Origin of the sequence: Actinomadura madurae (assembly GCF_047130825.1) — a bacterium.
Lineage (GTDB): Bacteria > Actinomycetota > Actinomycetes > Streptosporangiales > Streptosporangiaceae > Spirillospora > Spirillospora madurae.
The window spans coordinates 4803796-4829916 of record NZ_CP083237.1 but is presented as its reverse complement, the minus strand read 5'-3'; the positions used below and the strand labels follow the sequence as shown (position 1 = coordinate 4829916).

Annotated in this window: 32 protein-coding genes; 17 read left to right on the top strand and 15 right to left on the bottom strand. The window is 71.5% G+C overall.

What is annotated here, in order from left to right; genetic code table 11:
* The first annotated feature begins 67 nt into the window (after positions 1-67).
* The 3 genes from K8Z49_RS21760 to K8Z49_RS21750 are packed head-to-tail and all read left to right on the top strand — an operon-like array spanning position 68 to position 1313.
* On the top strand, positions 68-889 hold the full coding sequence (locus tag K8Z49_RS21760) for a helix-turn-helix domain-containing protein (RefSeq protein ID WP_412520511.1): 822 nt from the start codon (positions 68-70) through the stop codon (positions 887-889).
* Complete coding sequence (locus K8Z49_RS21755; protein ID WP_412520509.1) at positions 886-1104, top strand: DUF397 domain-containing protein; 219 nt, start codon at positions 886-888, stop codon at positions 1102-1104. Before K8Z49_RS21760 ends, K8Z49_RS21755 begins: the two co-directional genes overlap by 4 nt.
* The gene (locus K8Z49_RS21750; RefSeq protein ID WP_412520507.1) at positions 1044-1313 is read left to right on the top strand and encodes a DUF397 domain-containing protein; all 270 of its coding nucleotides are present in this window, start codon (positions 1044-1046) and stop codon (positions 1311-1313) included. Before K8Z49_RS21755 ends, K8Z49_RS21750 begins: the two co-directional genes overlap by 61 nt.
* Positions 1314-1494: 181 nt before the next feature.
* Here K8Z49_RS21750 and K8Z49_RS21745 read toward each other — a convergent pair whose 3' ends face one another.
* Positions 1495-2292: an SDR family oxidoreductase gene (locus K8Z49_RS21745; protein WP_075020653.1), complete on the bottom strand. Its 798-nt coding sequence runs from the start codon at positions 2290-2292 to the stop codon at positions 1495-1497.
* Positions 2293-2446: 154 nt separating this feature from the next.
* On the opposite strand from K8Z49_RS21745, the gene K8Z49_RS21740 reads away from it, so the two are divergent.
* A complete protein-coding gene (locus K8Z49_RS21740; RefSeq protein WP_075020654.1) occupies positions 2447-3412 on the top strand; it encodes a LysR family transcriptional regulator in 966 nt (321 codons plus the stop codon).
* Position 3413: 1 nt separating this feature from the next.
* Here the strand turns inward: K8Z49_RS21740 and K8Z49_RS21735 are convergent, their stop codons facing one another.
* Positions 3414-6134 carry a hypothetical protein gene (locus K8Z49_RS21735; protein WP_412520504.1) on the bottom strand — a complete coding sequence of 907 codons (2721 nt, stop codon included), beginning with the start codon at positions 6132-6134 and terminating at the stop codon, positions 3414-3416.
* Between the two features lie 255 nt (positions 6135-6389).
* On the opposite strand from K8Z49_RS21735, the gene K8Z49_RS21730 reads away from it, so the two are divergent.
* Positions 6390-6800 carry a hypothetical protein gene (locus K8Z49_RS21730; protein WP_143118342.1) on the top strand — a complete coding sequence of 137 codons (411 nt, stop codon included), beginning with the start codon at positions 6390-6392 and terminating at the stop codon, positions 6798-6800.
* Positions 6801-6902: 102 nt separating this feature from the next.
* On the opposite strand, the gene K8Z49_RS21725 is transcribed toward K8Z49_RS21730, so the two are convergent.
* On the bottom strand, positions 6903-8210 hold the full coding sequence (locus K8Z49_RS21725; protein ID WP_412520502.1) for an FAD-binding oxidoreductase: 1308 nt from the start codon (positions 8208-8210) through the stop codon (positions 6903-6905).
* A 134-nt stretch (positions 8211-8344) separates the two neighbouring features.
* Between K8Z49_RS21725 and K8Z49_RS21720 the strand changes: the two genes are divergently transcribed.
* On the top strand, positions 8345-9238 hold the full coding sequence (locus K8Z49_RS21720; protein ID WP_075020656.1) for a LysR family transcriptional regulator: 894 nt from the start codon (positions 8345-8347) through the stop codon (positions 9236-9238).
* Between the two features lie 81 nt (positions 9239-9319).
* Positions 9320-9769, top strand: a complete 450-nt coding sequence (locus tag K8Z49_RS21715) for a TIGR03618 family F420-dependent PPOX class oxidoreductase (protein WP_412520501.1) — start codon at positions 9320-9322, stop codon at positions 9767-9769.
* 13 nt (positions 9770-9782) lie between these two features.
* On the opposite strand, the gene K8Z49_RS21710 is transcribed toward K8Z49_RS21715, so the two are convergent.
* Together K8Z49_RS21710 and K8Z49_RS21705 are read right to left on the bottom strand one after the other, a co-directional pair.
* A complete protein-coding gene (locus K8Z49_RS21710) occupies positions 9783-9968 on the bottom strand; it encodes a hypothetical protein (protein ID WP_021595221.1) in 186 nt (61 codons plus the stop codon).
* Between the two features lie 60 nt (positions 9969-10028).
* A complete protein-coding gene (locus K8Z49_RS21705; protein ID WP_412520500.1) occupies positions 10029-10814 on the bottom strand; it encodes a helix-turn-helix domain-containing protein in 786 nt (261 codons plus the stop codon).
* 87 nt (positions 10815-10901) lie between these two features.
* Between K8Z49_RS21705 and K8Z49_RS21700 the strand changes: the two genes are divergently transcribed.
* Entirely contained in the window at positions 10902-11285 is a 384-nt protein-coding gene (locus K8Z49_RS21700) for a nuclear transport factor 2 family protein (RefSeq protein ID WP_021595223.1), read from the top strand.
* Positions 11286-11300: 15 nt separating this feature from the next.
* Here K8Z49_RS21700 and K8Z49_RS21695 read toward each other — a convergent pair whose 3' ends face one another.
* Entirely contained in the window at positions 11301-12137 is an 837-nt protein-coding gene (locus K8Z49_RS21695; RefSeq protein WP_075020659.1) for a hypothetical protein, read from the bottom strand.
* Between the two features lie 67 nt (positions 12138-12204).
* Here K8Z49_RS21695 and K8Z49_RS21690 point away from each other — a divergent pair, with 67 nt between their 5' ends.
* Entirely contained in the window at positions 12205-12750 is a 546-nt protein-coding gene (locus K8Z49_RS21690) for a hypothetical protein (protein WP_075020660.1), read from the top strand.
* 17 nt (positions 12751-12767) lie between these two features.
* On the opposite strand, the gene K8Z49_RS21685 is transcribed toward K8Z49_RS21690, so the two are convergent.
* Positions 12768-13130: an MmcQ/YjbR family DNA-binding protein gene (locus tag K8Z49_RS21685; protein ID WP_075020661.1), complete on the bottom strand. Its 363-nt coding sequence runs from the start codon at positions 13128-13130 to the stop codon at positions 12768-12770.
* 277 nt (positions 13131-13407) lie between these two features.
* On the opposite strand from K8Z49_RS21685, the gene K8Z49_RS21680 reads away from it, so the two are divergent.
* Positions 13408-13920 (top strand): hypothetical protein, encoded by a 513-nt coding sequence (locus K8Z49_RS21680; RefSeq protein WP_075020662.1) that lies wholly within the window; start codon positions 13408-13410, stop codon positions 13918-13920.
* Between the two features lie 53 nt (positions 13921-13973).
* On the top strand, positions 13974-14597 hold the full coding sequence (locus tag K8Z49_RS21675) for a class F sortase (protein WP_024936140.1): 624 nt from the start codon (positions 13974-13976) through the stop codon (positions 14595-14597).
* A gap of 61 nt (positions 14598-14658) precedes the next feature.
* Here the strand turns inward: K8Z49_RS21675 and K8Z49_RS21670 are convergent, their stop codons facing one another.
* From K8Z49_RS21670 to K8Z49_RS21655, 4 genes are all read right to left on the bottom strand, one after another.
* Entirely contained in the window at positions 14659-15180 is a 522-nt protein-coding gene (locus tag K8Z49_RS21670; RefSeq protein WP_218163618.1) for a YbaK/EbsC family protein, read from the bottom strand.
* The gene (locus K8Z49_RS21665) at positions 15170-15472 is read right to left on the bottom strand and encodes an ArsR/SmtB family transcription factor (protein ID WP_021595231.1); all 303 of its coding nucleotides are present in this window, start codon (positions 15470-15472) and stop codon (positions 15170-15172) included. Before K8Z49_RS21665 ends, K8Z49_RS21670 begins: the two co-directional genes overlap by 11 nt.
* Positions 15473-15520: 48 nt before the next feature.
* A complete protein-coding gene (locus tag K8Z49_RS21660) occupies positions 15521-15889 on the bottom strand; it encodes a DUF1801 domain-containing protein (RefSeq protein ID WP_021595232.1) in 369 nt (122 codons plus the stop codon).
* A gap of 63 nt (positions 15890-15952) precedes the next feature.
* The gene (locus tag K8Z49_RS21655; protein WP_024936139.1) at positions 15953-16717 is read right to left on the bottom strand and encodes a TetR/AcrR family transcriptional regulator; all 765 of its coding nucleotides are present in this window, start codon (positions 16715-16717) and stop codon (positions 15953-15955) included.
* A 98-nt stretch (positions 16718-16815) separates the two neighbouring features.
* On the opposite strand from K8Z49_RS21655, the gene K8Z49_RS21650 reads away from it, so the two are divergent.
* Entirely contained in the window at positions 16816-17784 is a 969-nt protein-coding gene (locus K8Z49_RS21650) for a daunorubicin resistance protein DrrA family ABC transporter ATP-binding protein (RefSeq protein ID WP_021595234.1), read from the top strand.
* Positions 17781-18611, top strand: coding sequence for an ABC transporter permease (locus tag K8Z49_RS21645; RefSeq protein ID WP_412520499.1), 831 nt, complete (start codon positions 17781-17783; stop codon positions 18609-18611). The genes K8Z49_RS21650 and K8Z49_RS21645 overlap by 4 nt, the downstream gene beginning before the upstream one ends.
* Here K8Z49_RS21645 and K8Z49_RS21640 read toward each other — a convergent pair.
* Positions 18601-19530: a LysR family transcriptional regulator gene (locus tag K8Z49_RS21640; RefSeq protein WP_075020665.1), complete on the bottom strand. Its 930-nt coding sequence runs from the start codon at positions 19528-19530 to the stop codon at positions 18601-18603. The two genes, K8Z49_RS21645 and K8Z49_RS21640, sit on opposite strands and share 11 nt — an antisense overlap.
* Positions 19531-19653: 123 nt before the next feature.
* Between K8Z49_RS21640 and K8Z49_RS21635 the strand changes: the two genes are divergently transcribed.
* The 4 genes from K8Z49_RS21635 to K8Z49_RS21620 all read left to right on the top strand — a co-directional run bounded on the left by K8Z49_RS21635 (position 19654) and on the right by K8Z49_RS21620 (position 23199).
* Positions 19654-20895: an MFS transporter gene (locus K8Z49_RS21635; RefSeq protein WP_412520497.1), complete on the top strand. Its 1242-nt coding sequence runs from the start codon at positions 19654-19656 to the stop codon at positions 20893-20895.
* 55 nt (positions 20896-20950) lie between these two features.
* On the top strand, positions 20951-21313 hold the full coding sequence (locus tag K8Z49_RS21630; protein ID WP_021597744.1) for a cupin domain-containing protein: 363 nt from the start codon (positions 20951-20953) through the stop codon (positions 21311-21313).
* A 130-nt stretch (positions 21314-21443) separates the two neighbouring features.
* Entirely contained in the window at positions 21444-22535 is a 1092-nt protein-coding gene (locus tag K8Z49_RS21625; protein WP_412520495.1) for an adenosine deaminase, read from the top strand.
* 7 nt (positions 22536-22542) lie between these two features.
* Positions 22543-23199: a PH domain-containing protein gene (locus K8Z49_RS21620; protein WP_075020668.1), complete on the top strand. Its 657-nt coding sequence runs from the start codon at positions 22543-22545 to the stop codon at positions 23197-23199.
* Here the strand turns inward: K8Z49_RS21620 and K8Z49_RS21615 are convergent.
* Genes K8Z49_RS21615 through K8Z49_RS21605 form a run of 3 tightly spaced genes read right to left on the bottom strand, consistent with a single transcriptional unit; the run spans position 23192 to position 26111 of the window.
* Positions 23192-24820, bottom strand: coding sequence for a phospho-sugar mutase (locus K8Z49_RS21615; RefSeq protein WP_021597747.1), 1629 nt, complete (start codon positions 24818-24820; stop codon positions 23192-23194). The genes K8Z49_RS21620 and K8Z49_RS21615 overlap by 8 nt on opposite strands.
* The gene (locus tag K8Z49_RS21610) at positions 24817-25617 is read right to left on the bottom strand and encodes a purine-nucleoside phosphorylase (RefSeq protein WP_412520492.1); all 801 of its coding nucleotides are present in this window, start codon (positions 25615-25617) and stop codon (positions 24817-24819) included. Before K8Z49_RS21610 ends, K8Z49_RS21615 begins: the two co-directional genes overlap by 4 nt.
* A 41-nt stretch (positions 25618-25658) precedes the next feature.
* The gene (locus K8Z49_RS21605) at positions 25659-26111 is read right to left on the bottom strand and encodes a gamma-glutamylcyclotransferase (protein ID WP_024936136.1); all 453 of its coding nucleotides are present in this window, start codon (positions 26109-26111) and stop codon (positions 25659-25661) included.
* Positions 26112-26121: the final 10 nt, after the last annotated feature.

Below are 26121 nucleotides of genomic sequence, written 5' to 3'. Positions count from 1 at the left end.
TACCTGCGATGCACCACAGGCAAGATCGATCGCACCCGCCCCCCGGGTGCAGCCCCCGGAGGTCGAGATGCCCGCAAGATCCGAGCCTTACGAAGCCCCTGCCATCGTCACCTTCGCGAGAGAACTCGAATGGCGCCGGAAGCGGGCCGCCCACACCAAGAAGGAACTCGCCGAGAAGCTCGGCTTCGCCGACTCCTACGTCGGCCAGGTCGAACTGTGCAAGAACCTGCCGTCCGACGACTTCGCCGCCGCCTTAGACACCTTCTTCAAGTCGGACGGCCTGTTCCTGCGCCTCCTGGACCGCATCAACGAAACCCGCCACCTCACCACCCTGCCCCCGGGTTTCCCCGAATATCTCGGCTATGAAGAGCGAGCGGACTTCATCAGAAACTTCAGCCCCACCCTGGTGCCTGGAGTGCTGCAGACGGAAGGTTATGCACGTGCTGTACTCGGTGCCAGTCAACGACCTGATGTTGCAGATCGGCTTGTTCGAGAACGGTTGAAGCGCCAAGAGATTTTCGGCAATGAGAAGCCGCCGCGCACATGGTTCATCATGGACGAGATGGTTGTGCGGCGGATTGTAGGAAACCAAGAGGTCATGCGTGAGCAGCTCGCTCACATACTTGAGTTTTCCGCTCGCCCCACCAATCTAATTCATATAGTTCCGTTCAAAGTAGGTTTCCATGACGGGCTTGGTGGGATGTTCACGATCCTCGGTTTCGAGGACGGTGCCAGCGTTGTCTACACAGAGTCGGGTGGAGAGGGCATCCTCATTAACGATCCGTCCCGTGTCATGAGGCACGTCGTACGATATGACTTGGTTCGAGGGCATGTGCTGGACGCCGAGGAGTCGCGAGCCATGATCGCGGCTGTGATGGAGGAGCTATGAAGAAGAACGACTTGTCGATGGCTCACTGGCGTAAGAGCAGCCACAGCGATCAGCACGGTGGCGAGTGCGTGGAGGTTGCGGCTCTCGCTTCGGCGGTCGGGGTCCGTGATTCCAAGGATCCGGATGGTGCTCGGCTTGCGTTCGGGGTAGCCGAGTGGCGCGTGTTTGCGCGCCGGGTGAAGGAGGGGGAACTCGACCTGGAGCCTCAGCCGTGAACCAGTCGGACATCCGGTGGCGGAAGAGCAGCCGCAGTGCGCATCAGGGCGGCGAGTGTGTGGAGGTCGCTGCCCTCACCCCTGCGGTCGGGGTACGAGATTCGAAGGACCCGGACGGTCCTCGGCTCACGTTCGGCGCGGCGGAGTGGCGCCTGTTCGCTGAGCAGGTGAAGGCGAGCGCGTTCGACTTGGCGCCACCGCGTTACTGACTTCCGCGTCTTGGTGTCTGGATCTGTGCCGGGCCTGGAGCGGGGCTGGTGCGCCGGAGGGATGCGGTATCCGGGGGGGGCGGGTTGACCGCCGAGCAGCGCAAGCGCCGGGAAGAGGTACGGATGAGCGCCGTCGCCCTCTTGCATCCGCAACCGGTCCCGGCGTTGCGACTCCCGGCCGTCAGACCGTTTTGATGACCCCGCCGTCGACGAGGACGTCGCTTCCGGTGATGGCACCCGCCTGCGGAGAGGCGAGGAACGCGATCGCCGACGCCACCTCCTCCGGCTCGATGATCCGACCGATGCTGATGCCCGCGTCCTCCGGGAGATCGGCGAGCAATTCGTCCTGTCCGATCCCGCGCGACCGCGAAAGGGCACCGGCGAGACTGTCCGGGTCCGTCCAGTTCCTGGTGCGCGTCGGTCCGGGGCTGATGGTCACCGCGCGCATCCCGCGTGGGGCGTACTCCTCGGAGAGCGCCTTGGTGAGATTGGTCAGCGCGGCTTTGGCGACGCCGTAGTCGATCGGCGGGTGGGCGATGCGGGCCCCGATCGAGGAGACGTTGACGATCACCCCGCCGCGGAGCAGCAAGGACGGCACGAGGGACCGGGTGACACGGACGGCGCTGAGCAGGTTGAGCTCAAGGGTACGGACCCAGGCGGCGTCGTCGATCGTGGCGAATCCGCCGAGGTGGCTCGGATCGTCGTCCCCGGGCGCGAGGCCCCCGGCGTTGTTCACGAGCAGGTCCAGACCCTCCGGCGCCCAGGACTCGGCCGCAGAGGCGACAGCGGTCACCCCGGAGGGCGTCGTGAGGTCCGCGCTGACCGCGAGGGATACGACCTCCTTCATCTCGGGGGTGGGGAAGCGCGCCACGCCGAGAACCCGTACGCCTTCGTCGGCGAGCAGGCGCGCTGTCGCCAGACCGATCCCCTTGCTCGCGCCGGTGACGACCGCCGAGCGGTCTTTCAGTTGCAGGTCCATCACGGTCTCCCTGTCTCCCAGCCTGTTCACCGAGGTGTTGTCATGCACTGCTGTCAGGCCCTGATGACCAGCTAAGCTCGCGCCCGTCTTTACGTCTACTGCAAAGATCGCAAGCATTATTCTCGCCAGGTGAAAACGACGGGAGTGGAGCGCGGTGACCGACGACCTCGACCTCAATCTGCTGCGCGTCTTCGACGCGCTCATGGACACCGGCAGCGTGTCCGCAGCGGCGGAGCGCCTGCACATGTCGGTGCCGGCGACCAGCCGCGCTCTGGGGCGTCTGCGGCGGGCCCTGGACGATCCGCTCCTGGTGCGGGCCGGCCGGGGGCTCGTGCCGACGCCCTTCGCGCTGGGGAGCGCCGGGCGGGTCAGAAAACTGCTCGAAGACGCGGCCGAACTATTCACCGACAGGGCCGACGACGAGCCACGGAAATGGCGACGGTCCTTCGCAGTACGCCTTAACGACGGTCTATCCCCTGTGCTGGCTCCGCGATTGATCAGCCGGATCGCCGGTGAGGCACCGGACGTGACTCTCCGGTTCGTGACCGACGACTCCGATCATCCGGACGCCCTGCGCAACGGCTCGGTCGATCTCGACATCGGTCTGACGCGCACGTTCGCTCCCGATGTGCGCGTGCGACGGCTCTACGTGGACCGGTTCGTCGTCGTGGTGTCCTCACGGTCGGTGCTGGGGCGAGTCGACCGGCTCACGGTCGACCAGCTGTGCCACTACCCACACGTCTCTTCCCAGGGGCAGCCCATGAGCCTGCTCGACACCGCGTTGGAGCGGATCGGACGCTCGCGTCGAGTCGTTGCCGCCCTGCCGACCTACGCGGTTTCGTCCCTGCTCGCCCTGGAAGACGACATCATCGTCGTTGTCCCCCATATCCTCGCGCGGCACTTGGTCGAGCGCCACGTCCCGGTGCGATGGCATGAGCTTCCGCTCGCGTTGCCGAGCCTAGGGGTCGACCAACGGTGGCACGCACGCCTGGACGGTAGCTACCCGTCACAGTGGCTCCGAAGCCACGTCGCGGCAGCCCTCGAAAGTCTTGTCGCCGACGACGAGCCGCTGAGTTCCAACATCGACGGAGTGCCCTTCGAAGAACGGCCGGACGCGTAACTCACCAGCCCATGCGGTCGCACTCCTCCTGCCACCAGTCGGCGGCGCGGGTGATGTCGAAGCCGGTGGTCCACAGGTCGGCGGGGTCGTCGGGCAGCAGCCTTTCCCGGATGAGCCCCAGGCGGCCCGTGTCACGGCCGAACGCGAAGCGGTGGTTCCACTCCGACCTCTCGTGCTTCGTGGCTTCGAGCAGGTCGACGATCTCGGGGGGAAGGTCTAGGTCCTCAGTCCGTGGCATGAATGGCGAGCGGAGGCTTTCCTCCTCGGACCCGTACAGGAGGTTGACCGCTGTCGCCGTGGTGAGGCCGGTCCGTACGGTCAGTTCCCGCGCGGTCTCCGCGCGGACCGGGGGCGGTCCCTTCTCTGCCAGCAGGCGCTCCAGCCGCAGCAGTCTCTCCTGGGAGAGCCATCCCTGCGGCACGGGGTCGGCGATGAGGTCGCGCTCCGGGAGCCGGATCGGGACGAATCGCCCGTCCGGCGAGTACTCGACCGCCGCGAACCCCCGCCGGTGCCACCCGCGGAACGACAGCAGCGATCCGTTCCGCGTGCGCCATACCTGGGTCCCCCGCTCCGACGGCTTGGGCGGTTGCTTGAACCAGAGCAGCCGGTAGCGTCCGCTTCCGTCGCCCCACCCGGTGTTGGCCCAGGCGCGCAGCTTGTCCAGGCTCCAGGCGGCACGGGGCCGCTGCCACGGCCACAGGACGGGGATCACGTGGCGCGCCAGCCCGCCGAAGTCCTCGATCAGCTCGTCGACCACCTCCGGCTGGTCGCGGATGTACAGCAGCCGGGGCTCCGCCGACTCCGGCTCCTCCGCTGCCGCCAGAGCGTGCTTTTCGAAGGCCCGCAGCGACACCAGCCGCCGCAGGCCCATCACCGGCAGCTCGGGGTGGTGCTCCAGCAGCGGGGAGTACGGCGGGCGGGGCGCCACGCCGTCCTTCACCCGGAACCAGTGCTCGGTCAGAAGGCAGCTCGCCGCGTCACGCACGCGTTGGGCCACCGTGTCGATCAGCGAAGGTTCGGTGAGCTCGGGCACCAGGCGAGCGAGTTCCTCCCGTGCGGGGCCCGTGCCGCGGGCGAGCAGCGCGGCTGACACCAGGCGCTCGACCGTGTCCTTGTCCAGGGTGCGCAGCGCGGCCGAACCGGCGGCGTCCACGGGGCTCCGCCTGCTCCACACGGCGGGCGGCGGCACGGACGGGTCCCTCGGGGTGTAGTCCAGCCGGACGCTCTGCGAGCCGTCGGGCGCGGTGACGGTGATCCGGCCCTGGTGGAGCCGGACCCGGCTCGGCGCGGCGGCCCCCGGAAAGGTGACCTCGCCGTCCCCGGGCGCCTCCGGACGCGCCGTGCAGGTCTCCGGCTCGAACGTCAGCGCGAGCTTGTCGTCCTCCGTCAGGCCCTCCGCCCGGAACGTCTGCCAGCGGCCGTCCGGCCGCACCCGGGACACGCGCACGGCCTCGCCGTCGTACCAGGGCATCAGCTTCTCCGGGAAGATGCCGAGACGGACCGTCCACGGAGACCCGCCGCCGTCGTCGACCTCGACCTCCTGGCCGGTCCGCACGGACAGGTACTCGCGATGCTGGACGACGGACCGTGCGGCGCGGCCCGGGTAAGGGATGGGGATCCCGAACTCCTCCGGGATGCCGGCGCGCAGTTCCGACAGCAGCGCGTCCAGGGGATCGTGGAACTCCAGCTCGCGCGCGAATCCGGGATTGCGTCGGATGAATCCGTGCCCCTTGGACCTCAGCCACGACAGCGCCCGATGGACGCGGGACAGGTGGCCCGACGCGACATCGGCTTTGAGCTGGGCCCTCATCTCGGCGTCGGACATGTCGCCCCAGGGCGCGCGCTTGGGCGGGATGGCCGCCGGATCGGTGGCGGGGTCGCCGCCCGGCCCGGTGCCGCTCGGGAAGAGCCGCCTGCCGGCCTGCTCGACGAGGGTCAGCAGCGTGTCGGCGGCGCAGCGGCGGCCCGCGGTGGCGAACCAGACCGCCGTCAGCCGGGCACCCGCTCCCGCGCCGGCCAGCGTCGCCAGCCAGGTCTGCCGCATCCTCTCGGCGTGCTCGGCGCCGCCCTCCTTCTCGTGCCGCGCCCGGTCGGGCTCGGCCACGATCAGCAGGTCCATCAGGTCGTCGTCGCGTCCGGCGGCCGTCACCAGGGCCTTCTGCGCGGCGGCCCAGATCGTCTGGGACGCGCCGGGCAGCAGCCCGTCGCGCAGCAGCCGCGCGGCGAGGAACCCGTCCTCGTCGTCCTTGGCGATCCCCGCCGCGACGGCCAGCTTCCGCAGGTCGGGGAAGACCCTCGCGTACGGGATGAGCCCGGCGTCGAAGCCCGCGCAGATCACCTCGCGGAACCGGGCGTGCGCCTCCTCCGGCGGAAAGTGCCCGCCGAGCGCCTTGGCGTGATCGCGCAGGATGGTCGGAGCGACCGCTCCCAACGGGACGAACTCCAGGAGCGTCGCGTGCAGCCGCTCCACGTCGGGCGGGTTCGCGCCGTCCTTCTCGGCCTTGCGGGCCTGGGTGAACGACCACGTCGCGAGTTCCGCCGCCGTCTCCGACACGCCCGCGGCCGCGAACGCGCGGCACGCGTCCTCGAAGAAGGAGATCCGGTCGGCCGCGGACAGCGGCCGGGCCAGCTTGGTCAAGGCCGACTTGAGCTTGCGCGGATGGTCGGTTCCGGCGGCCGCCGCCAGGGCCGCAAGTTCCGGGGCGTGGGGGGAGGTGCTCACAACAAGTGGATCTTACGGCTCATGACGCGGGGCCGTCCGGATATGCCTTTCGGTGCTGTCCGCCGGGACGTTCATGACCGCGGCCACTCGTCCCAGCCCACTCCTGCCATTCCGTGGTCGCTTGATTTGCCCGCTATCTCCGCGGCGCCGCGGACGGAGATTCTCCTTGCCGAAGGACAGGACGTATACGGGGCTTCCGCCAGGCGCGGCGGTGTTCGACTGGAACCAGTGCTCGCCATTCGAGGGGGGAAGACGATGGCAATGGGAGACCAGATCGGTCACGACTCGGGGCAGGTCACCGGGACGCGCGTGCTGCCGCCGACCGAGCAGGGCGAGGCCCGGGTCGAGGTCTCGTTCGAGTCCCGCGGCCGGCTCCTCGACGAGGACACCGTGGACATGGGGACGTACGTGTCGGTCCTCGGCGCCGACGGCGTCCTGCGCGGCAAGGGACAGGGCTGCACGATGTCCGCCGACGGCGACACCCTCCTGTGGGAGGGCGCGGGAACCGGCAGGCTGCTGAAGGACGGGGCGACCTCGTTCCGCGGCGCGATCTTCTACCGGACGACGTCCGAGAGGTTCGCGCGCCTCAACGGCATGGCGGCCATGTTCGAGTACGACGCGGACGCGAGCGGCAAGACCGAGTCCAAGATCTACGAGTGGAAGTAGCCGCCGGGGAGGCGATGCTCCGCTGAACGGCGCCCGAGAAGGCGGGAATCGCGTTCCGGGCGCGCGTTCGTTCGCGCCCGCACGCGCCGGCGCGGGGTGCGTTCAGCCGGAGATGGGGAAGTTGGCGCGGAAGGTGTTGTGCGGGTTGTGACGGCGTTCGAGGTCGCGGAGGCGAAGGAGCGCGGCGGGCGTGAAGGCGTCGGCCGGGGTCTCGCCGGGGCTGAGAAAGGTGAAGGGTTTGCGTCCGCTCAGCTGGAGGGCATCGGCGAGTGAGCGCTGCTTCGCGGTGATGGCCTCGGCTGTCGGCGAGTCGGCCGGCACGCCGAACATGTAGAGCGCATAAGGCTCGGTCAATGGGCCGTGAGGGCTGTCGGACGGGTGGGTGAACGCGCCGCCCAGGTGGCGTATCTGCACATTCAGCAGCGGGGCGATCGGGTCGGCCAGCAGGATTTCGGCCGCTGTGTCGTCCAGTCCGGTGAGCAGTTCGGCGCGTGAGGAGCCCGCACCGGGGTCCGTGGGCTCGGCGGTGATGGTGCCGAGTTCGGCGACCGTCATGGGCCGTCTGCTGTCGGCGACGGGACGGGGCAGGCGGTCCAGCGGGCTGAGCAGGTCGCATGCCGCGGCGGCCTGGCCGAGGAAGGCGGCATCGACGGCGATCATGGGGTCGGAGCCGGGGAAGTGCAGCAGGTCCAGCCAGAGCGTCAGGTCGTCGGGGGCGGTGGCGGTGAGCCGGCGGTAGGCGTCCATGACGTCGGGGGCGTGGTCGATGGGCCACAGCATCCGTCCGCCGTACAGGTGCGGCGCACGGTGGAGGGTGAGTTCCAGGGCGGTGACGATCGCGAAGGAGCCGCCGCCCCCGCGCATGGCCCAGAAGAGGTCCGGGTCGGTGTCGGCGGTGATGCGCCGCTGCCGCCCTTCGGCGTCCACGATGTCGAAGGCCGTGACGCTGTCGGCGACCCAGCCGTGGGTGCGGCCGAACCAGCTGAGCCCGCCGCCGAGGGCGACACCGGTGACGCTGACGACCGGGGAGCTGCCGGGCAGGCCGGTCAGGCCGTGCGGCGCCGCGGCGGCCTGGAGGCCGCCCGAGGACACGCCCGCGCCGACACGGGCGCGCCGGGCGACCGGATCGATCTGGAGGGAGTCCAGGCGGTGGGTGCGCAGGAGGACGGCGCCGTCCAGGTTCGTGGTGGCGCCGTGGCCGTTGGGCTGGACCGAGACGGCCGTTCCGCGGTCGCGGGCGAAGCGGACGACGGCCGCGACGTCGGCGGCGTCGGCCGCTTCGACCACGGCGGGAACGGCCTGGTCGACGGCGAGGTTCCAGGGTCGCCGCGCCTGGTCGAAACCGTCGTCGCCGGGAAGCAGGACCCGTCCGCGGACGACGGTGCGCAGGTCGTGGAGCTTACTGATCATTGTGGTCCGATCTCGGGTGGAGAGCGCAGGTCACAGCGCTGGTTGGCACGTTCCACCCTCGTCCGGCGGGAGGGGCCGATCAATGCGGCCCTGTGCAAGAATCGTGAAGCTGAAGTTAACGATATGGAGGTGTCATGCTGGAACGTCACGAGCTGGAGGCGTTCCTGACCCTGGCCGAGGAGCTCCACTTCGGCCGCACCGCCGAGCGCCTGCACGTGTCCACCGCCCGGATCAGCCAGACGATCGCCAAGCTGGAGCGCCGGACGGGGGTGCCTTTGTTCGTCCGTACCAGCCGCCGGGTCGAGCTGACCGCGGTGGGCCGGCGGCTGTACGAGGAGGTCCGGCCCGCCTGGGACGAGATCGCCGAGGCGTTCGCGAGGGCGATCGACGCCGGCCGCGGCCTGACCGGCGCCCTGCGGGCGGCCTTCGTCGGTGCGGCGGGCGGGCAGCTGCTCGCCGGAGCCGCCGAGTTGTTCCGCCGCCGCCTCCCGGACTGCGACGTCCGGCTCCGCGAGGCGCAGATGGTCGATCTGATGCCCTGGCTGCGCGATGGCCAGGTCGATCTCGCGCTGGGCACGTTCCCCATCGACGAGCCGGACATCGTCACCGGTCCCGTGCTGGTGTCCGAAGCGCGCTCGCTCGCCGTGTCGTCGAAGCATCCGTTCGCCCGCCGCAGCTCGATCACGCTGGAGGATCTGGCGAGGGTGAAGCTGCTCCAGCTACCGGACACCCTGCCCGTCTCGCTGCGAGAGGACCGCACTCCGCGCGTCACCCCCGCGGGACGGCCGATCGAACCAGGCCCTTCTGCCTCGACGTTCAACGAGATGCTCACCCTCATCGGCGCCGGCCACGGTGCCTTCCCGGTCGGCGCCCAGGCCACGCGCTACTACGGTCGTCCCGACGTCGCCTACATCCCCATCAGCGACGCCCCGCCGCTGCGATGGGGCCTGCTGTGGCGGGCCGACGCCGCCACCGCACGGGTCCGCGCCTTCGCCCAGGCCGCCCACGACGTGGCCGCTTCCTCCTGAACGGTGCCCGCGCGCGGGAGGGGTCTTGCGTGCTGGGACAATGGAGTCGCCAGTTGACGGCCTGGAGAGAGGCGGCCCAGCGTGACAGACCTATCCGTATTCGCCGAACTGGTGCCGCTCGATCACGGTTTGTGCGTGGTCAGCACGTTGCGGGGCGATGGCGGCGTGCAGTCGTCGGTGGTCAACGCCGGGGTGCTGGACCATCCGGTGCGGAAGGATCAGGTCGTCGGGTTCGTCGCCACCGGCGGCTCCCGCAAGCTGGCCCACCTGCGCGCCGACCCCCGGATCACGATCGTCGCCCGGGCGGGCTGGCGCTGGGCGGCCGTCGAGGGAGAGGCCGAACTCATCGGCCCCGACGACCCGCGTCCCGAGATCGACGGCGAAGCGCTCCGTCTGTTGCTGCGGGACGTCTTCGTGGCCGCCGGCGGCACTCACGACGACTGGGAGACCTACGACCGGGTGATGGCGGAGGAGCGGCGCGCCGCCGTGCTCATCACCCCGCGCCGCGTCTACACCAACCCGCCGGCCTGACGGCGCGCGTCCGTCAGAACCAGTACTCCTTGAGATAGGCCATGCCGAAGAAGAGAAGGGCCGGAATGAAGAACAGGAGGAGGACCGGCCAGGCCGCCCAATCCCACGTGAAGATCATGACCCCGAGGTAGAACACGCCGACCAGGGTGAGTAGCCCGCCGAAAACCAAGCATTTCGTCACGAAGATGGTGTGCGACATCGCCCGAAACCTCCCTGGCACTAGGACGCGATCGGCGGTGCGCGCGTTCCGCCTCCCGGCCTACGCTTCACGGACCGGGGTCGTCGCCGGGTCGGTGAAGTAGGCGGCGGTTTCGGGGTCCGCCGGGTAATACGACTCGATCGCGACCTCGTCCAGCGTGATGTCCATCGGGGTGCCGAACGTGGTGATGGTCGAGAACAGCCGCAGTTTCCGGCCGTCCAGACGGATGATCATCGGGATGGCCACGTCGGAGTCGACCGCGGGGCCCGGCTCCTCGGGTCCGGGGGCGAGGAGTTCCTCGTAGAGCGCGGTGAGGCCGGGGTCGGGGGCGGCGGCGAGCTGGCGCCTGATGCGGCGGCGGAACATCGCGCGGACGTCGGCCAGGTTGACGACCAGACGGGCGAAGCCGCGCGGGTCCAGCCCCAGGCGGACCAGGTTCATCGGCGGGCCGAGCAGCTCGGGGTCGACCTCGGCGAGGAACGCGTCCACGGCGCGGTTGGTCATCAGGATGTTCCAGTGGCGGTCGAAGACCAGCGCCGGGTACGGCTCGTGCGCGCGGAGCACCCTTCCGACCGCGTCGCCGGCCGCCGAGAGCGCGCCGCCGTCAAGCGGACGCTCGGTGTAGCGGGGCGCGAAGCCGGCGGCGAGCAGCAGCCGGTTGCGCTCGCGCAGCGGCACGTCGAGCTGGTCCGCGAGCCGCGACACCATGGCGGCGCTCGGGTTGGTCTTTCCGGTCTCGACCAGGCTGACGTGCCGGGCCGACACGTCGGCGGCGATCGCGAGATCGAGCTGGCTGAGCCCCCGGCGATGCCGCCACTGCCGCAGGAGGTCCCCGATGGTGTGCACGGATACCGAGGGTACTCATCGTGGCTCGGGACGCCATGAAATGGCATTTCATCGACAATCCGCGAGGCCTCCGGAAACACTGCGTCCATGAGCGCAGAAATCAAGAACTTCGTCCAGCGGGCGCTGGCGGAACTGATCCAGACGGGCGATGTCGACGCGTTCGGGAAGTACCTGAGCGATGACTTCGTCCACCGTCGGCCGGACTCGACCAGGAACAGGGTCGAATGGCTCGCGGCCCTGCGTTACGCGCTCGGGCCGCTCGCCGGGATGCGGGTCGAGATCCTGCATGTGCTGGCCGACGGCGACCGCGTGGTGATGCACTCACGGCGCGGGTTGCCCGGCGGTCCGGAGATCGTGGTCGTCGACGTCCTGCGGGTTCAGGACGGGCTGGTCGCCGAGGTCTGGGAGATCATCGAGCCGGTTGCGCAGGCGGCGGCCCATCTGGAGTGGTGGGAGACCGCCGGCCGCTGACCGGGGGGTTCGGCGTCAGTACGCGTCGGGGCCTTCGATGTAGCGGGCCAGCCACGCCGCCACGTACGGGCGCGGATAGGTGTCCAGGTCGTTGCCGTAGTGCTCGGGCGCGAGCAGGCGGTCGTGCGGGAAAGGGCCGTCGCCGTAGTCGTAGTTCACGGTCGTCTCACCGTGGTCGGTGACGGTCAGCATCAGCCGCCACCACGGCCCGGCCGGCATGTGCGCCGCGGCGTCCCGCTGGTCGCGGACGAGTTCGGCGACCGATTCCGGCACCGGGACGACCACCGAACCCTGATGGGACGAGAACCGCAGGTGGGAGATCTCGGCGGAGACGGTGAACGCGAAATCCGCCCATAGCCACCGCCACCCGTGCGGCCCGAGCAGGGCCAACTGCTGCACGATCGGCTCGATCCGCTGCGCGGCCTCGACACCGACCTCGTTCTCGTGATCCCTGTCGCCTCGGCCGACGATGGCGAAGTCGTCGACGGCCCGCCGATCGTCCGGCCCGTCCTCCGCCAACCACTGCGCGAACTCCTCCATGTACTCGTCGGCGTTCAGCCCGGCCCGGGGAGGACGGGGAACGCGTTCCTGGGCATTCGGCGGGGGATCCGAGGACGACACCTCTTCGACGAGGCCGGTCTCCCCCACGAGGAACACCAACCGCCCCACCGGCATCTCCAGGAACGCCACGGGGTCGCTCTCGTCGACGTCCACCGACGCGTACACGCACCAGCCGCCCTCGTAGCGATCCGCCACCAGTCCGTCGGTGGGGTAATCCAGGTTGCGCGACCTGATCCTCTTCACCACCAGGGCGATCGCCTGCGCCTCGTCCATTCGGTCGGCCTCCCGCATGTTGATCAAGGTGACCCTATGTGACGAGGTGAAGGCGGGGAAAGGCCCAATTGGTAGCTTGGGACGGGTGGAGGTCAGCTTCGAAGAGGACCACATCTGCTTTCGGCGCTACGACTTCCGCGGCGCCACCGTCCACCCCAGCGGAATGGTCACGCCCGCGCGGATCCGTGACGCCGACTGGAAGGCCGTCCGGCCCGAAATCCGCACGACCCAGGGCGAGACCCTGTTCGTTCCCCATGACCAGGCGGCCGATCTGGAGGCGTTCTGCCATCGGCACGGCATCGCCCGGAGATCCCGTCCCGACACCTGGGATGATCTGCTCGAACCGTTCCTCGACACCTCGTTCGACCCCGAACACGAGCGCGCCACCCTCGAACGGCTACGCGAAGCCGGGTTCCCTCCGGACGAGGTCACGCGCATACGGCGGCGGCTCGCTCCCCTCATGCTCGCCTACAACTTCGACGCCATGGTCTGGGAATGGACCTTCCTCGGCCTGTTCGACCTGCTCACCGCCGCCAACGCCCCGATCGTCGAACCGGGCCTGCAAGACGCGCTCGGCGACCCCGTGACGTTCTACGACTGGACCATGGAAGTAGCCGAACGGCACCGCTGAAGCAGCGTCCGCCCGACTCAGGTGAGCGCTTCGCGCTGCGCCTTGGTGAGGCGCGCCACCACCAGGTCGTAGGAGTGGTCGATCATCTCCAGCACTTCCTCGCCGGGCACCGAGCCGTCGAGGGTCACCGTGTTCCAGTGCCGCTTGTTGAGGTGGTAGCCGGGTGCGACCGCGCTGTAGCGCCGGCGCAGGTCGGCTGCCAGGTCGGGGTCGCACTTGAGGCTGACGCTCCCCGGCTCCGCGCTCAGCGGCACCAGCGCGAACATGCGGCCGGCCACCTTGAACACGGCCACCTCGTCACCGAACGGGTAGTCCTCCGCGGCCCCCGGCTTCGCCAGGCACTCCGCGATCACCCGGTCGCGCCGCGCGTCGTCCGCCATCACCGGCTCACCTGCCCGTCCTGCGCCGCCGCTACCACTCCCAGTACACCAGCCGCCTGCGACACCGGCGCCGCTCCAGGTCGGGTCGGTGCGGGGAAGGGGGAATGTGATGGCTATCACGCCAACTTTTGGTGTGCATTTCTGATCATGCGTTTTGATCTCCGTGTGGGAAAAGGGTTCGAACCAAACTGGGGCCGGCTTCATCGTATTGAGGTATAGGGGGGCACGGTTCCAGGGCTGAAAGTCGGGTAAGCCGCCGTGTCGTAATGGAGAGAACATGCGACTCGGAAAGGCGGCCGTCTTCGGTCTCGTCTTCGGAACGATGACGATCGGTCTTGCCGCGCCCGCGATGGCCGACCCGGGGGACGTCCTCGTCCAGCCGGGGCAGGCCCACCCCGGCGGCAAGGTCACCGTCGTCGGCAAGAAGTGCGCGACCGACGGCACGGCGGGCTCGCTGGCGTTCGTCGGCGGGGCGGTGCCGCTGAACGGGGCCGAGGAGGTCGACGGCCGGGCGGGCCTGGCCACCGTCAAGGACGACACCGTCCCCGGCACCTACACGGTGCTGGTCAGGTGCGGCGCCCACCGGTCGACCGGCCAGATCGAGATCGTGGACGGCAAGGCGCACCCGAAGACGAAGGCCACCCCGACCGGCGGGGTCGGGACGGGCTTCGGCGGCGGCGCCGGCGGCCCGGACACCGCCCTCCTGGCGGGCGGGGGCGTCCTGCTGCTGGCGGGGGCCGGGCTCGGGGCGATGGCCGTCCGGCGGCGGGGCGGTGCGGCCGCGTCCTGACCGGCGTCCGGTGGCCGTCCAAAGGGAAATCTCGTCGAGCGGGTGAGAGAGGTATGCGGGGAAAGGTCGGGTTGCGGGTGGTGGCGCTGGTTCTGCTGACCGGTGGCCTTCTCGTGGTGGGGCTGGGGCTGCGCGGTCCGGGGGGTCCGCCGCAGCCGCCCGCGTGGGCGGCGACGCCTCGTCCGGTCGATCACCACGGGCCGGTGCTGCCCCGCTCGCTGCCCGTCGAGGTGACCGTCCCGTCGATCGGCGTCCGGGCGCCGCTGACCAGGCTCGGCCTGGCACCGGACGGCTCGGTGCAGGTCCCGTCGGCCGACCGGCCGGACGAGGCCGGCTGGTACACCGGCGGGCCGGCCCCCGGAGAGCGCGGCGCCGCCGTGATCCTGGGCCATGTCGACTCCAAGAACTGGGGCGCGGTCTTCTACGACCTGGGCCGCGTCAGGCCGGGGCACCGCGTCGAGGTGAAGCGGGCGGACGGTCAGGTGGCCGTGTTCACCGTCGAGTCCGTGGAGCGGGTCGCCAAGGACCGGTTCCCCACCCGGCGCGTCTACGGCCCGCTCGACCACGCCGGCCTCCGCCTCGTCACCTGCGGCGGCCCGTTCGACCGCGGGAAGGGCAGCTACCGCGACAACATCATCGTCTACGCGTCCCAGACGGCCGTCCGCCGCGGTCCGTGAACCACGACGTAGATCGCGCCGGCGACGCGGAAACCGGGGAGGAATCCGGGCGCGGCGGTCATCAGGGGGCGGTGATGGGGGCGATGCGCGGCGAGGCCAGACGCAGGTAGTCGTCGGTGACCAGGGCGATCGAGCGGTCCAGCCGCGCGGCGTTGAAGAACAGCTCGGGCGCCTGGAGCAGCGCCGGATCGGCGACGACCTCCAGCCGGGGGTTGTAGGAGAACGGCAGTACGGTGCCGCTGACACTGCCGGCCAGTTCCTCGGCCCTGTCGCGACCGGCGAAGGCGACATAGGTGCCGTCCAGCAGGGCCTTGACGGCCTGCAGGTCGAGGCGCGCGTCACCGGGCACCACGGCCAGCACGTACCGGCTCTGCTTCTTGCCGATCTTGACCATGACGACCAGGCATTTGGCGGCGTGCGCGACGTCGTGGCCGCGCATCTCGCTGACCACCTCGGTCCGCCCCTCGGGCGGGTGGTCGATCAGCCGGTAGCGCGCGCCCGCCGCGTCCAGGTCCGCGATCAGCCGCTCGTACAGGTCCGCGCGCTCGGCGGCGGTGACGCCCGCTCCGCCCTCACCACTCACTGCTCAGTGCCTCCTTCGCCTCGGCGATCCGGTCCTCGTCCCGCCGGTAGAACACCCACTGCTTGATCTTCGTGCCGTGGACGAGCCCCGCCCGCGACAGCACGCGCAGGTGCTCGCCGCAGGTCGGCTGGCTCACGCCCAGCTTCTGGGCGATGAACAGCGAGCAGACCCCGTCCCGGACGAGGTCGCCGTCCCGCTGCGGCGGGAAGTGCCGCTCCGGGTCGCGCAGCCACTCCAGGATCAGCAGCCGCTTGTCGTTGGCCAGCGCCTTCACCAGCTCCACGTCCAGCATGGCGATGATTATGGCAGTTAGCTTATTTACTTTCTACTCGTCGGCGCGTCATTCCAGCATGTCGGTCTGGTGTGCGATGGCGCTGCGCACCAAGGCGACCGTGTCCTCGGCCTGCCGCAGTGCCGCTTCCGCCGATACCTCCCGGACGTAGCGCCCGGAGCCGGTGAGGACGCGCTGCGGATCCTCCAGCAACGCCCCCTTGTGGAAGACCAGCTTGACCCCCTTCTTGGTCACCGCGATGCCGCACAACCAGTGATGCCAGTCGTCCGCCGTCGTGAAGGTCAGCCGTCCCCACTTGATCGCCTGCTCCAGCCGTGGATCGGCGGAGAGGACCAGCGCGGACAGCTCCTCGGCCCGGCCGCGGCCCTGCGCGTCCAGGCCGCCCAGCCATTCGTGGACTGCCGTTCCGTCACCCATGGGCCCATGCTCGCGCCCGGCGCCGACAGTTCGGACGGCTCCGGCCGTTCGAAGCAGGCTTCGTCACCTGACGTGCTCGTCGAGGAGCCGGGCGAAGCCGTCGTGGAGGCGGGTCAGGCCGAACTCGAAGAGCTCCTCGAACGAGAAGTCGAAGGTGTCCTCGGAGAGGTCGGCCATGGTGGGGTAGTCGCCGCTGGTGAGCGCGGCCGTCAGGGTCGGCTCCTGGGCCCGCCAGAACTGCTCGTTGCTGACGCCGGTCCGCGCCTCGGCGCGGCGCTCGTTGATGTAGCGGCGCGCGACGCCCTCGACGTAGTCGACCTGGGTGCTGATCATCATCATCAGCGTCCGGTCGGGGAGCCCGAACGGGCGCAGCAGGCGCAGGAACCGGTCGAGGCCGCGCAGGCCGTTCGGGCCGAGGAGCGGCCGGCTCTGGTCCACGAACGGGTACCAGGGGTGGTCCAGGCACAGCCGCCAGTGGTACCGGGCGTCGGCCGTGAGGATCTCGCGCCAGGTCCGGCCGTCCGGCTGCGCGGCCTCCTCGGGGAAGTCGACGACGTGGTCGAGCATGAGGTCCAGCAGCTCGCTCTTGCCGGGGACGTAGCGGTAGAGCGACATCGTCCCCACGCCGAGGCGGGTCGCGATCGAGCGCATCGACAGCGCGTCGAGCCCCTCGGTCCGGGAGAGCTCGTCGGCGACCTCGACGGCGGCCGCGACGATCCGGTCCAGGCTGAGCGTGGCCGGGCGGCCCCGCGGGGGGCGGGTCCGGTCGCCCCACAGCAGCTCAAGGCTCCTTCCGAGGTCGCGGGCGTCGTCGTGCTCCGTCGTCATGGACATGACGCTACAACCACGCCGCCGGACCGGCGGCCCGGACTTTGGGTATGGTGTACTCTAATTCGCGTATGGCATACGCAAACTAGGGAGGCGGCATGCCGGAGGACGTGATCCTCGCCGAGGGGGTCCGCAAGGTGTACGGGGAGAAACGGGCGCTCGACGGCTTCGACCTCGCGGTGCCGAGGGGCATGGTCTACGGCCTGCTCGGGCCGAACGGCGCCGGGAAGACCACCGCCGTCCGCATCCTGGCCACGCTCGTCCGCCCGGACGGCGGCCGGGCGCGGGTCACCGGCCTGGACGTCGCCGCGCAGGCCCGGCGGGTGCGCCGGCGGATCGGGCTGGCCGGGCAGCACGCCGCGCTGGACGAGGTCCTCACCGGCCGGCAGAACCTGCGCATGTTCGGCCGCCTGTACCACCTCGGCAAGAAGCGCGCGGGCGAGCGCGCGGAGGAGCTGCTGGAGCGGTTCGACCTGCTGGACGCCGCCGACAAGGGGGTGAAGGAGTACAGCGGCGGGATGCGCCGCCGGCTCGACCTCGCGGCGAGCATGATCCTGACACCGGACGTGCTGTTCCTCGACGAACCGACCACCGGCCTCGACCCGCGCGGCAGGAACGAGGTGTGGGGATCGGTCCGGTCGCTGGTCGAGCAGGGCACGACCGTGCTGCTGACGACGCAGTACCTGGACGAGGCCGACCAGCTCGCCGGGCGCATCGCCGTCATCGACCGGGGCCGGGTCATCGCCGACGGCCCGCCCGACTCGCTGAAGCGGCTGATCGGCGGCGACCGGATCGAGGTCGTGGTGCGCGATCCCGCCACCCTGGCCGCGACCGCGGCCGTCGTCGCCCGGGTCGCGTCCGCGGAGCCGCTGGTCGACGAGGGCGCGGCGCGGGTGCACGCGCCCGTCACCGACCGGGTGGCGGCGCTGACCGAGGTGGCCCGCACGCTCCAGGACGACGGCATCGCGGTGGAGGACATCGGGCTCCGGCGCCCGACCCTGGACGAGGTGTTCCTGCGCCTCACCGGGCACCCCGCCGAGGACACGAAGGTGAAGGTGGAGGCATGAGCGTTCACGGCGGGACCGCCGCCGGCGAAGGCGCCGGCGCGCGGCTCTACTGGGCCGCCGCGGACTGCTGGACGATCGTCCTGCGGGGCCTGACCCACTACGTCCGGCAGCCGAGCAACATCGCCTGGCAGCTCGGCTTCCCCATCGTCTCGGTGCTGCTGTTCGGCTACGTCTTCGGCAGCGCGATGTCGGTTCCCGGGGGCGGCGACTACCGCGAGTTCCTGATGCCGGGCATGTTCGGGATGACGATGGCGATGGGGTTCATGAACACCGCGTACGTCGTCGTGTACGACAGCTCGCGCGGCGTCACCGACCGGTTCCGCTCCATGCCGATGGCGCCCTCGGCGGTCGTGACGGGACGCGGCGTCGGCGACCTGATCGGCGCGACGCTCGACCTGCTCGTGCTGGCCCTGACCGCGCTGGCGATCGGCTGGCGCTCCGGCGGCGGTGTGCTGGACACCCTCGCCGCGTTCGGCCTGTTCCTGCTGCTGCGCTTCGCGCTGATCTGGATCGGCGTGCTGCTCGGGCTGCTGGTGCCGAACGAGGAGGCCGCCGGGAGCCTGTTCGCGGTGGCGTTCCCCTTCGCGATGATCTCCAGCGCGTTCGTGGCGCCGTCCCTCATGCCGGACTGGCTCGGCGCGGTCGCGCGGTGGAACCCGGTGTCGGCGACGGTGACCGCGTCCCGCGAGCTGTTCGGCAACCCGGCCGCCGTCGGCGGCACCTGGGTCGAGCAGCACGCCCTGCTGATGGCGATCGTCTGGCCGGTCGTGATCACGGCGGTCTTCCTGCCGCTGGCGGTCCGCCGCTACCAGCGCCTCAGCCGCTGAGGCCGCCAGCCCAGGCCGGCGTCCAGCCGTCGGGGCAGGGGGTGTACGAGCCGGTGAGATGGTCGCGGAGCCGGACGAGGGCCGGGTGCGGGTTGCCGGTGTGCCAGACGAGCGAGTGCGGGTAGACGGGGGTCGGGCCGTGGACGGCGATGCGCCGCAGGTCGTCGTCCACGGGCCAGACGAGGCGGGTCCCCTCGCCGACGAAGGTCGCCAGCGACGGGGAGTCGGCGATCGTGTCGAGGAGCGGCTCGGTGCCGAAGTGCGGCCCGACCGTGTCGATGGCGATGCCGAACGCGGCGGCCAGGTCGTCGTAGAAGGCGGCCCATTCGGTGCCGGGGACGAGCGCGGGCATCCAGATCCGGTGCCCCGCGAGCCGGTCCGGGCCGACCGACCGGGCGGCGGCGAGCCGGTGGCCCGGCCCGGTGAGGAGCTGGACCGGCTCGTCGCGGACCCGCGCGGCCTCGATCCCTCCCGGGAGGGCGGACGGGACGACGGCGCGGAACGACGCGTCGATCGTCCCGTCCTCGACGGCGGCGATCGCCGCGTCCAGGTCGAACAGCGTCACCACGTCCAGCTCGATCGCGGGGTGGGCGCGGTGGAAGCCGCGCAGCAGCCCGGCCGGCTCCAGCCGCCGCCCGATCACGTCCACGCGCAGCGCCCGGCGGCCGGGGCGCACGGACGCGGCGGCCCGCTCCTCGGCCCGCAGCAGGTCGCGGGCGTGCGGCAGGAACGCCTGCCCGTCGATGGTGAGCCGCGCGCCGCGCGGCGTCCGGGTGAACAGCCGCACCCCGAGGTCCGACTCCAGCGCGGCGACGCGCTTGGACACGGCCTGCTGGGTGATCGACAGGTCGTCGGCGGCGCTCTGGAACCGGCCCGCGTCCGCGACGGCGACGAAGGTGCGCACGGCGTTGAGATCCACCCCGCCACGCTAGCGGCGACAACCCGTGGTTGTGGCGGCCCACCGGCGGTTGTTTGATCATCCGCCCGCCGCCCGGTTGGATCCCTGGGGCCGACGTCGGTGCGGGGAGGGGTGCGCGGGCCTATGGGGACAAGCCGGTCGCTGGGACGGCCGTTCGGGTGGCTCTGGGCGGCCTACGCGACGAGCACGTTCGGGACGTATCTCGCGTTCGACGCATTTCCCCTGATCGCCATCGTGGTGCTGGACGCGGGACCGGCCCGGGTGTCGCTGCTGGCCGCCGCGGGGCTGCTGGTGGGGGCCGCCCTGGCGGTGCCGCTCGGACCCTGGATCGAGGTGCGCCGCAAGCGGCCGGTGATGATCGCCATGGACCTCGTCCGGTGCGCCGCGCTGCTGACCGTCCCGGCCGCCTACGCGCTCGGCGCGCTCACCTTCGGCCAACTCGTGGTTGTGTCGATCCTCGTCGGCGCGGCCGACATCGCCTTCACGGCGGCGAGCGGCGCCTGCCTGAAGGCGCTCGTCCGGCCGGACGACCTGCTCGCCGCCAACGGGCGGTTCGAGTCGACGCTGTGGACCGCGACCATGCTCGGGCCGCCGCTCGGCGGAGCCGCGATCGGAGCGTTCGGACCGGTGACGACCGTGGCGGCCAACGCGGTCAGCTTCCTGCTGTCGGCGGCGGGCATCCGCGCGATCGGCGGGACGGAGCCGCGTCCGCGGCCCCGCGGGACCCGCCTGCGGGCCGGGGACCTGCTCGAAGGGTGGCGGCACATCCTGACAGATCCGGTGCTGCGCCCGCTCTTCCTCAACGTGATCCTCGTCAACGGGCTGATCGTGGCGACCGCGCCGGTGCTGGCCGTCCTGATGCTCGGCCGCCTCGGCTTCGCGCCCTGGCAGTACGCCCTGGCGTTCGCGGTCCCGTGCGCCGGCGGCCTCATCGGGTCGCGCCTGGCGGGCCCGCTCGTCGCGCGGTTCGGGCGGCGCCGGGTCATGCTCGCCGCCGGGTCCCTGCGCGCGTGCTGGCTGCTCGGGCTCGCCTTCGTCCAGCCCGGCGCCGCCGGGATCGCCCTGGTCATCGCCGTCGAGTTCGGCCTGATCACCTGCATCGGCGTGTTCACCCCGCTGCTCGCCACCCACCGCCTGGAGCGGACGCCGCCGGACCGGGTCGCGCGCGTGCTCTCCGCGTGGTCGGTCACCGGCAAGCTCACGATGGCGGGCCTGACCGCGCTGTGGGGCGTGCTGGCCGGCCTCACCGGCCCCCGCCTCGCGATCGCGGGGGCGGGCGTCCTCGTCCTCGCGACCCCGCTGCTGCTCCCCCGCGCCGCGCGGGCGCGGCCGGAGCGCGAGCCGGCCCTCGACCCGACGCCTTGACGCAGGTCAGAGCCCAGTGCGAGCGTGAGAAGCGATGGTGAAAGGGGGACCCATCATGCCGGAAATCAAGAGCATCGAGAAGCCGGACGAGCGGCGCGACTTCCCGCGGGGGCACCTGGAGGTCGTCAACCTCACGGGCCTGGTCTTCGGGAAGGCCACCTTCGAGCCCGGATGGCGCTGGACGGAATCGGTCAAGGACATCGCGGGGACCGACCTCTGCGAGGTGCACCACAACGGCTACATCATCTCGGGCCGGATGCGCATCCTCACCCGCGACGGCGCCGAGGGCGAGGTCGGCCCCGGTGACGTGTTCGTCGTAGCGCCCGGCCACGACGCCTGGGTCGTCGGCGACGAGCCGTGCGTCGCGCTCGACTTCGCCGGCGGCATCGGCGAGTACGCGAAGGCGCCCGGCTCCTGAGAGACACCGGCCGCACCGCGGGGGCCGGGGACACAGGGGTGCCCCCGGCCCCCGCGGCGCTCGCTCCCGGCGCTCCGGTCTGGCGAGAGTTGACGAGGCCGGGCGGGAGGCGGGCGGGTAGGTTTCAACAATGAACAGTCGGCCGACTCTTGAGGACATCCGGCGCGCGCCGAAGGTGCTGCTGCACGACCACCTCGACGGCGGGGTGCGGCCCGCCACCGTCATCGACCTGGCGGGGGAGTCCGGGTACGCGGACCTGCCCGCGACCGACGCCGGTGAGCTGCGGACGTGGTTCGAGGAGGCGTCCAACTCGGGGTCGCTGGAGCGGTACCTGGAGACGTTCTCCCACACCGTCGGCGTGATGCAGACCGTCGAGGCGCTCACGCGGGTGGCGTACGAGTGCGCCGAGGACCTCGCGAAGGACGGCATCGTCTACGCGGAGGTCCGGTACGCGCCCGAGCAGCACCTGCGGGCCGGGCTGTCGCTGGAGCAGGTCGTCGAGGCCGTCCTGGACGGGTTCGCGCGGGGCCGCGAGGACTTCGGCATCCGCGTCGGGACGCTCGTCACGGCGATGCGCCACCAAGCGCGCAGCATGGAGATCGCGGAGCTGGCCGTCCGGTACCGGGACGCGGGCGTCGTCGGGTTCGACATCGCGGGCGCCGAGGCCGGGTACCCGCCCACCCGCCACCTGGACGCGTTCGAGTACCTGCAGCGGGAGAACGCGCACTTCACCATCCACGCGGGCGAGGGGTTCGGGCTGCCGTCGATCTGGCAGGCGATCCAGTGGTGCGGCGCCGACCGGCTCGGGCACGGCGTCCGCATCATCGACGACATCGAGGTGGACGGGGACGAGCCGCGGCTCGGCCGGCTCGCCGACTACGTGCGCGACAAGCGGATCCCGCTGGAGATGTGCCCGACGTCCAACATCCAGACGGGCGCGGCGAAGTCGATCGCGGAGCACCCGATCGGGCTGCTGCGGCGGCTGAGCTTCCGCGTCACGGTCAACACCGACAACCGGCTGATGAGCGGCACGACGCTGTCGGAGGAGTTCGCGAAGCTCGCCGACGCGTTCGGCTACGGATGGGACGACCTGCAGTGGTTCACGGTGAACGCGATGAAGTCGGCGTTCGCGCCGTTCAACGAGCGGCTCGAACTGATCAACGGGGTGATCAAGCCCGGTTTCGCGCAGCTCAAATGGAGCGGCGCCCGGCCCCTGGCATGATCGGGCCATGACCATTCGCTCCACCGGAGGACGCGTCGCCGCCTACGCGTGGTTCGTGTTCGCCGTGCTGAACTTCGCGGACATCTTCGTCGGCTTCACCGGTGACCCCGACTACTCGCTGACGACGGCCGTGATCGCCTTCCTGCTGCTGTTCGGCTGCGGCATCGCCTACACCGTCGGGCTGCGCCCGCTGATCGCCGGGGACGACGACGGGGTCACGGTCCGCAACCCGCTGCGCGACGTCCGGGTGCCGTGGGGCGCGGTGCGCAGGATCGAGGGCCGCAACGCGGTGACCGTGACGTTCGCCGGCCCGGACGGCGTGGAGCTGGAGGCGCGCGCCTGGGTGCTCCAGACGTCGCCGCGCGCCCAGGCCAAGGCCGAGGCGCGGGCGGAGAAGGAGGCCCGGAAGAACCAGGGCCGGAACCTCGACCTGCGGGGACGGACGCCGACGACCTACGCGGCGCAGCAGCTGAACGAGCTGAAGGACCGGCGGCGACCGAAGGCCCGGTCCGGCGCCCCCGACAAGGCGGCCAGGGCGAAGGCCGAGGCGGCCGCCGGGAAGCCCGCCCGGGGGACCGTCCGCTGGTCGGTTCCGGCGGTGGCGGCGCTGGCCGTCCCGCTGGCCGTGCTGATCGTGCTGGTGATCGTGGGGCTCGTCAGCTGAGCATCGCCGAGAGGTCCGCGCGCAGGGCGTCCAGGCCGGCGGCGGCGCGCGCCCGGACAGCGGCGACGTCCTCGTCGACGGGCAGGACGACCTCCAGGTAGCACTTCAGCTTCGGCTCCGTCCCCGACGGCCGGATCACCACCCGCGACCCGCCCGCCAGGCGGAACCGCAGCCCGTCGGTCGCCGGGAGCCCGCCCGACGGCTCCGCGAGGTCGTCGAACGACTCGACGGGACGCCCGCCCAGCTCGCGCGGGGGAGCGGCGCGCAGCCGGGCCATCGCGGCGATGATCAGCGACAGGTCGTCCACCCGGACCGACAGCTGCGACGTCGCGTGCAGCCCGTACCGGCGGGCCTGCGCGTCCAACAGGTCGAGCAGCGTGCGCCCGTCCCGCTTCGCGTCCGCGGCGAGCGCGGCGACGGCGAGCGCGGCGCCGATGCCGTCCTTGTCGTTGACGAGCACGCCCCGGTCGTCGCCGACGCTGTAGCCGAGCGCCTCCTCGTACCCGAACACCAGCCGGTGGTCCGGGCCACCTGCCCGCATGATCCACTTGAAACCGGTCAGCGACTCGGCGGACCGCACCCGGTGCGCGGCGGCGATCGAGCGCAGCAGCGACGACGACACGATCGTCGTGACGACCAGCCGGTCGTCGCCGGTGGTGTGCCGCAGGACGTGCTCGGCCAGCAGCCCGCCGACCTCGTCGCCGGTCAGCGCCCGCCAGCCGTCCGGCCCGGGGACGGCGACCGCGCAGCGGTCCGCGTCCGGGTCGTTGGCGATCACCAGGTCGGCGCCGCGGGCCTCGGCGAGGCGCAGCGCCAGGTCCAGCGCGCCCGGCTCCTCCGGGTTCGGGAACGCCACGGTCGGGAAGTCGGGATCGGGGTCGGCCTGCTCGGGGACGACGACCGGCGCGGGGAAGCCGGCCCGCTCGAACGCCGCGAGCAGCACGTCCCGCCCGACGCCGTGCATCGGCGTGTACACGATCGAGATACCGCGGTCGCCGCCGAGCTTCAGCGACGACACCGCGTCCAGGTACAGGTCCGCGCCCGCGTGGACGGGCCGGCCCTCGCCGAGCGGCAGCTCGTCCACGCGGCCGACCGCGTCGATCGCGGCGGAGATCTCCGCGTCCACCGGCGGGACGATCTGCGCCCCGTCCGCCCAGTACACCTTGTAGCCGTTGTCGCGCGGCGGGTTGTGGCTGGCCGTGACCATCACGCCCGCCACGATGTCGTCGAACGACCGGGTGAAGTGGGCGAGGACGGGCGTCGGCACCGGATCGGCGAACACCTCCGGGCGCAGCCCGGCCCCGCTGAGCACCGCCGCGGTGTCGTCGGCGAACCGCCGCGACCCGTGCCGCGCGTCGAACCCGATGATCACCCGGCCGCCGGGCGGCAGGCACGCGGCGAGCCCGGCCGCGGCGCGCATCACCGTCACCCGGTTCATCCGGTTCGGCCCGGCGCCCAGCTCGCCGCGCAGGCCGGCCGTCCCGAACTCCAGCCGCGCCCCGAACCGGGTGGCGAGCGCCTGCTCGTCGCCCTCGTCCAGGATCGTCCGGAGTTCGGCCCGGGTCTCGGGGTCGGGGTCCTGCGCCAGCCACTCCTCGGCCCGCGCCCGCAGGTCGCTCACAGCTTCGCGAGGACGGTGGCGAGCAGGGTGCCCATGCGGCCGGCGGACGCCCGCCCCGCCGCGAGGACCTCCTCGTGGTCGAGCGGCTCGTCCGACAGCCCGGCCGCGATGTTGGTGACCAGCGAGACGCCGAGCACGTCGGCGCCGCCCTGCCGGGCCGCGATCGTCTCCAGCACCGTCGACATGCCGATCATGTCGGCGCCCAGCGTGCGCAGCATCCGGATCTCGGCGGGCGTCTCGTAGGTCGGGCCGCGGAACGCCGCGTACACGCCCTCCGACAGCGTCGGGTCGACCTCCCGGGCGAGCGCGCGCAGCCGCTTGGAGTACGCCTCGGTCAGGTCGAGGAACGTCGCGCCGGTCAGCGGGTTCGCCCCGGACAGGTTCAGGTGGTCGGAGATCAGCACCGGGTCGCCGACCCGCTGGTGCTCGGGCCGCAGCCCGCCCGCCGCGTTGGTGAGCACCATCGTCGTCACGCCCGCGGCCAGCGCCGTCCGGACGGGATGCACGACCGCGTCGACGCCGCGTCCCTCGTACAGGTGCGTCCGGCCGAGGAACACCAGCGCGCGGCGCCCGCCGGTCTCGACGACCCGGATCCGCCCGGCGTGGCCCTCCACGGCGGGGGGAGCGAACCCGGGCAGATCGGTCACCGTCAGCTCGGCGACCGGCTCGCCCAGCCGGTCGGCCGCCGGAACCCAGCCGGACCCCATGACGAGGGCCGCGTCGAAGGAGTCGAAGGACGTGCGGGCGCGCAGCTCATCGGCCGCGTCCCGCGCCAGTGCAAAAGCGTCGTTGCTCACATCGCCGACACTACAGCCGCGCTCGGGACGGCCCGCCTGGCTCAGTCGCCGAGCGACCTGCACGGGCGGGTGCGCAGGTCCTTGACGTAGTCGTCGGGCGCGCCGGCCTTCTCCGCGGCGTCGGCGAGGATGCCGAGGTAGCGCGCGGACGGCAGCCCGCCCTCGTAGTCGTCCAGGACGTAGAGCCAGCACAGCGCGTCGCCGTCGAGCGTCTGCACCCGGACCCGGATCTTGCGGTAGACGTCGAGCGCGGCGCCCTCCCAGGCGTCGAGCTCCTTCTCGTCCCAGGCGGGCACGTCGTACAGGACGACGAACACCTGCTCGGAGTCGTCCTCGACGACCGTCGCGAGGGCGCCGTCCCAGCCCTTGTCCTGGCCGCCGAAGGTCAGCCGCCAGCCGGCCAGCCAGCCGGTGCCGCGCATGGGGGAGTGCGGAGCCCGGCTCGCCATCTGCTCGGGGTCCATGTTGGAGGCGTACGCCGCGTACAGTGCCACGTTGGCCAAG

Excerpts from the sequence above, each read along its gene's own strand:
- K8Z49_RS21650 (WP_021595234.1), top strand. The coding sequence starts at position 16,816 with ATGCCGGAGGACGTGATCCTCGCCGAGGGGGTCCGCAAGGTGTACGGG.
- K8Z49_RS21730 (WP_143118342.1), top strand. The coding sequence starts at position 6,390 with ATGGCAATGGGAGACCAGATCGGTCACGACTCGGGGCAGGTCACCGGG.
- K8Z49_RS21745 (WP_075020653.1), bottom strand. The coding sequence starts at position 2,292 with ATGGACCTGCAACTGAAAGACCGCTCGGCGGTCGTCACCGGCGCGAGC.
- K8Z49_RS21755 (WP_412520509.1), top strand. The coding sequence starts at position 886 with ATGAAGAAGAACGACTTGTCGATGGCTCACTGGCGTAAGAGCAGCCAC.
- K8Z49_RS21675 (WP_024936140.1), top strand. The coding sequence starts at position 13,974 with ATGCGGGGAAAGGTCGGGTTGCGGGTGGTGGCGCTGGTTCTGCTGACC.
- K8Z49_RS21665 (WP_021595231.1), bottom strand. The coding sequence starts at position 15,472 with ATGCTGGACGTGGAGCTGGTGAAGGCGCTGGCCAACGACAAGCGGCTG.
- K8Z49_RS21660 (WP_021595232.1), bottom strand. The coding sequence starts at position 15,889 with ATGGGTGACGGAACGGCAGTCCACGAATGGCTGGGCGGCCTGGACGCG.
- K8Z49_RS21655 (WP_024936139.1), bottom strand. The coding sequence starts at position 16,717 with ATGACGACGGAGCACGACGACGCCCGCGACCTCGGAAGGAGCCTTGAG.
- K8Z49_RS21630 (WP_021597744.1), top strand. The coding sequence starts at position 20,951 with ATGCCGGAAATCAAGAGCATCGAGAAGCCGGACGAGCGGCGCGACTTC.
- K8Z49_RS21725 (WP_412520502.1), bottom strand. The coding sequence starts at position 8,210 with ATGATCAGTAAGCTCCACGACCTGCGCACCGTCGTCCGCGGACGGGTC.
- K8Z49_RS21720 (WP_075020656.1), top strand. The coding sequence starts at position 8,345 with ATGCTGGAACGTCACGAGCTGGAGGCGTTCCTGACCCTGGCCGAGGAG.
- K8Z49_RS21645 (WP_412520499.1), top strand. The coding sequence starts at position 17,781 with ATGAGCGTTCACGGCGGGACCGCCGCCGGCGAAGGCGCCGGCGCGCGG.
- K8Z49_RS21685 (WP_075020661.1), bottom strand. The coding sequence starts at position 13,130 with ATGGCGGACGACGCGCGGCGCGACCGGGTGATCGCGGAGTGCCTGGCG.
- K8Z49_RS21760 (WP_412520511.1), top strand. The coding sequence starts at position 68 with ATGCCCGCAAGATCCGAGCCTTACGAAGCCCCTGCCATCGTCACCTTC.
- K8Z49_RS21695 (WP_075020659.1), bottom strand. The coding sequence starts at position 12,137 with ATGCGGGAGGCCGACCGAATGGACGAGGCGCAGGCGATCGCCCTGGTG.
- K8Z49_RS21700 (WP_021595223.1), top strand. The coding sequence starts at position 10,902 with ATGAGCGCAGAAATCAAGAACTTCGTCCAGCGGGCGCTGGCGGAACTG.
- K8Z49_RS21625 (WP_412520495.1), top strand. The coding sequence starts at position 21,444 with ATGAACAGTCGGCCGACTCTTGAGGACATCCGGCGCGCGCCGAAGGTG.
- K8Z49_RS21710 (WP_021595221.1), bottom strand. The coding sequence starts at position 9,968 with ATGTCGCACACCATCTTCGTGACGAAATGCTTGGTTTTCGGCGGGCTA.
- K8Z49_RS21635 (WP_412520497.1), top strand. The coding sequence starts at position 19,654 with ATGGGGACAAGCCGGTCGCTGGGACGGCCGTTCGGGTGGCTCTGGGCG.
- K8Z49_RS21620 (WP_075020668.1), top strand. The coding sequence starts at position 22,543 with ATGACCATTCGCTCCACCGGAGGACGCGTCGCCGCCTACGCGTGGTTC.
- K8Z49_RS21680 (WP_075020662.1), top strand. The coding sequence starts at position 13,408 with ATGCGACTCGGAAAGGCGGCCGTCTTCGGTCTCGTCTTCGGAACGATG.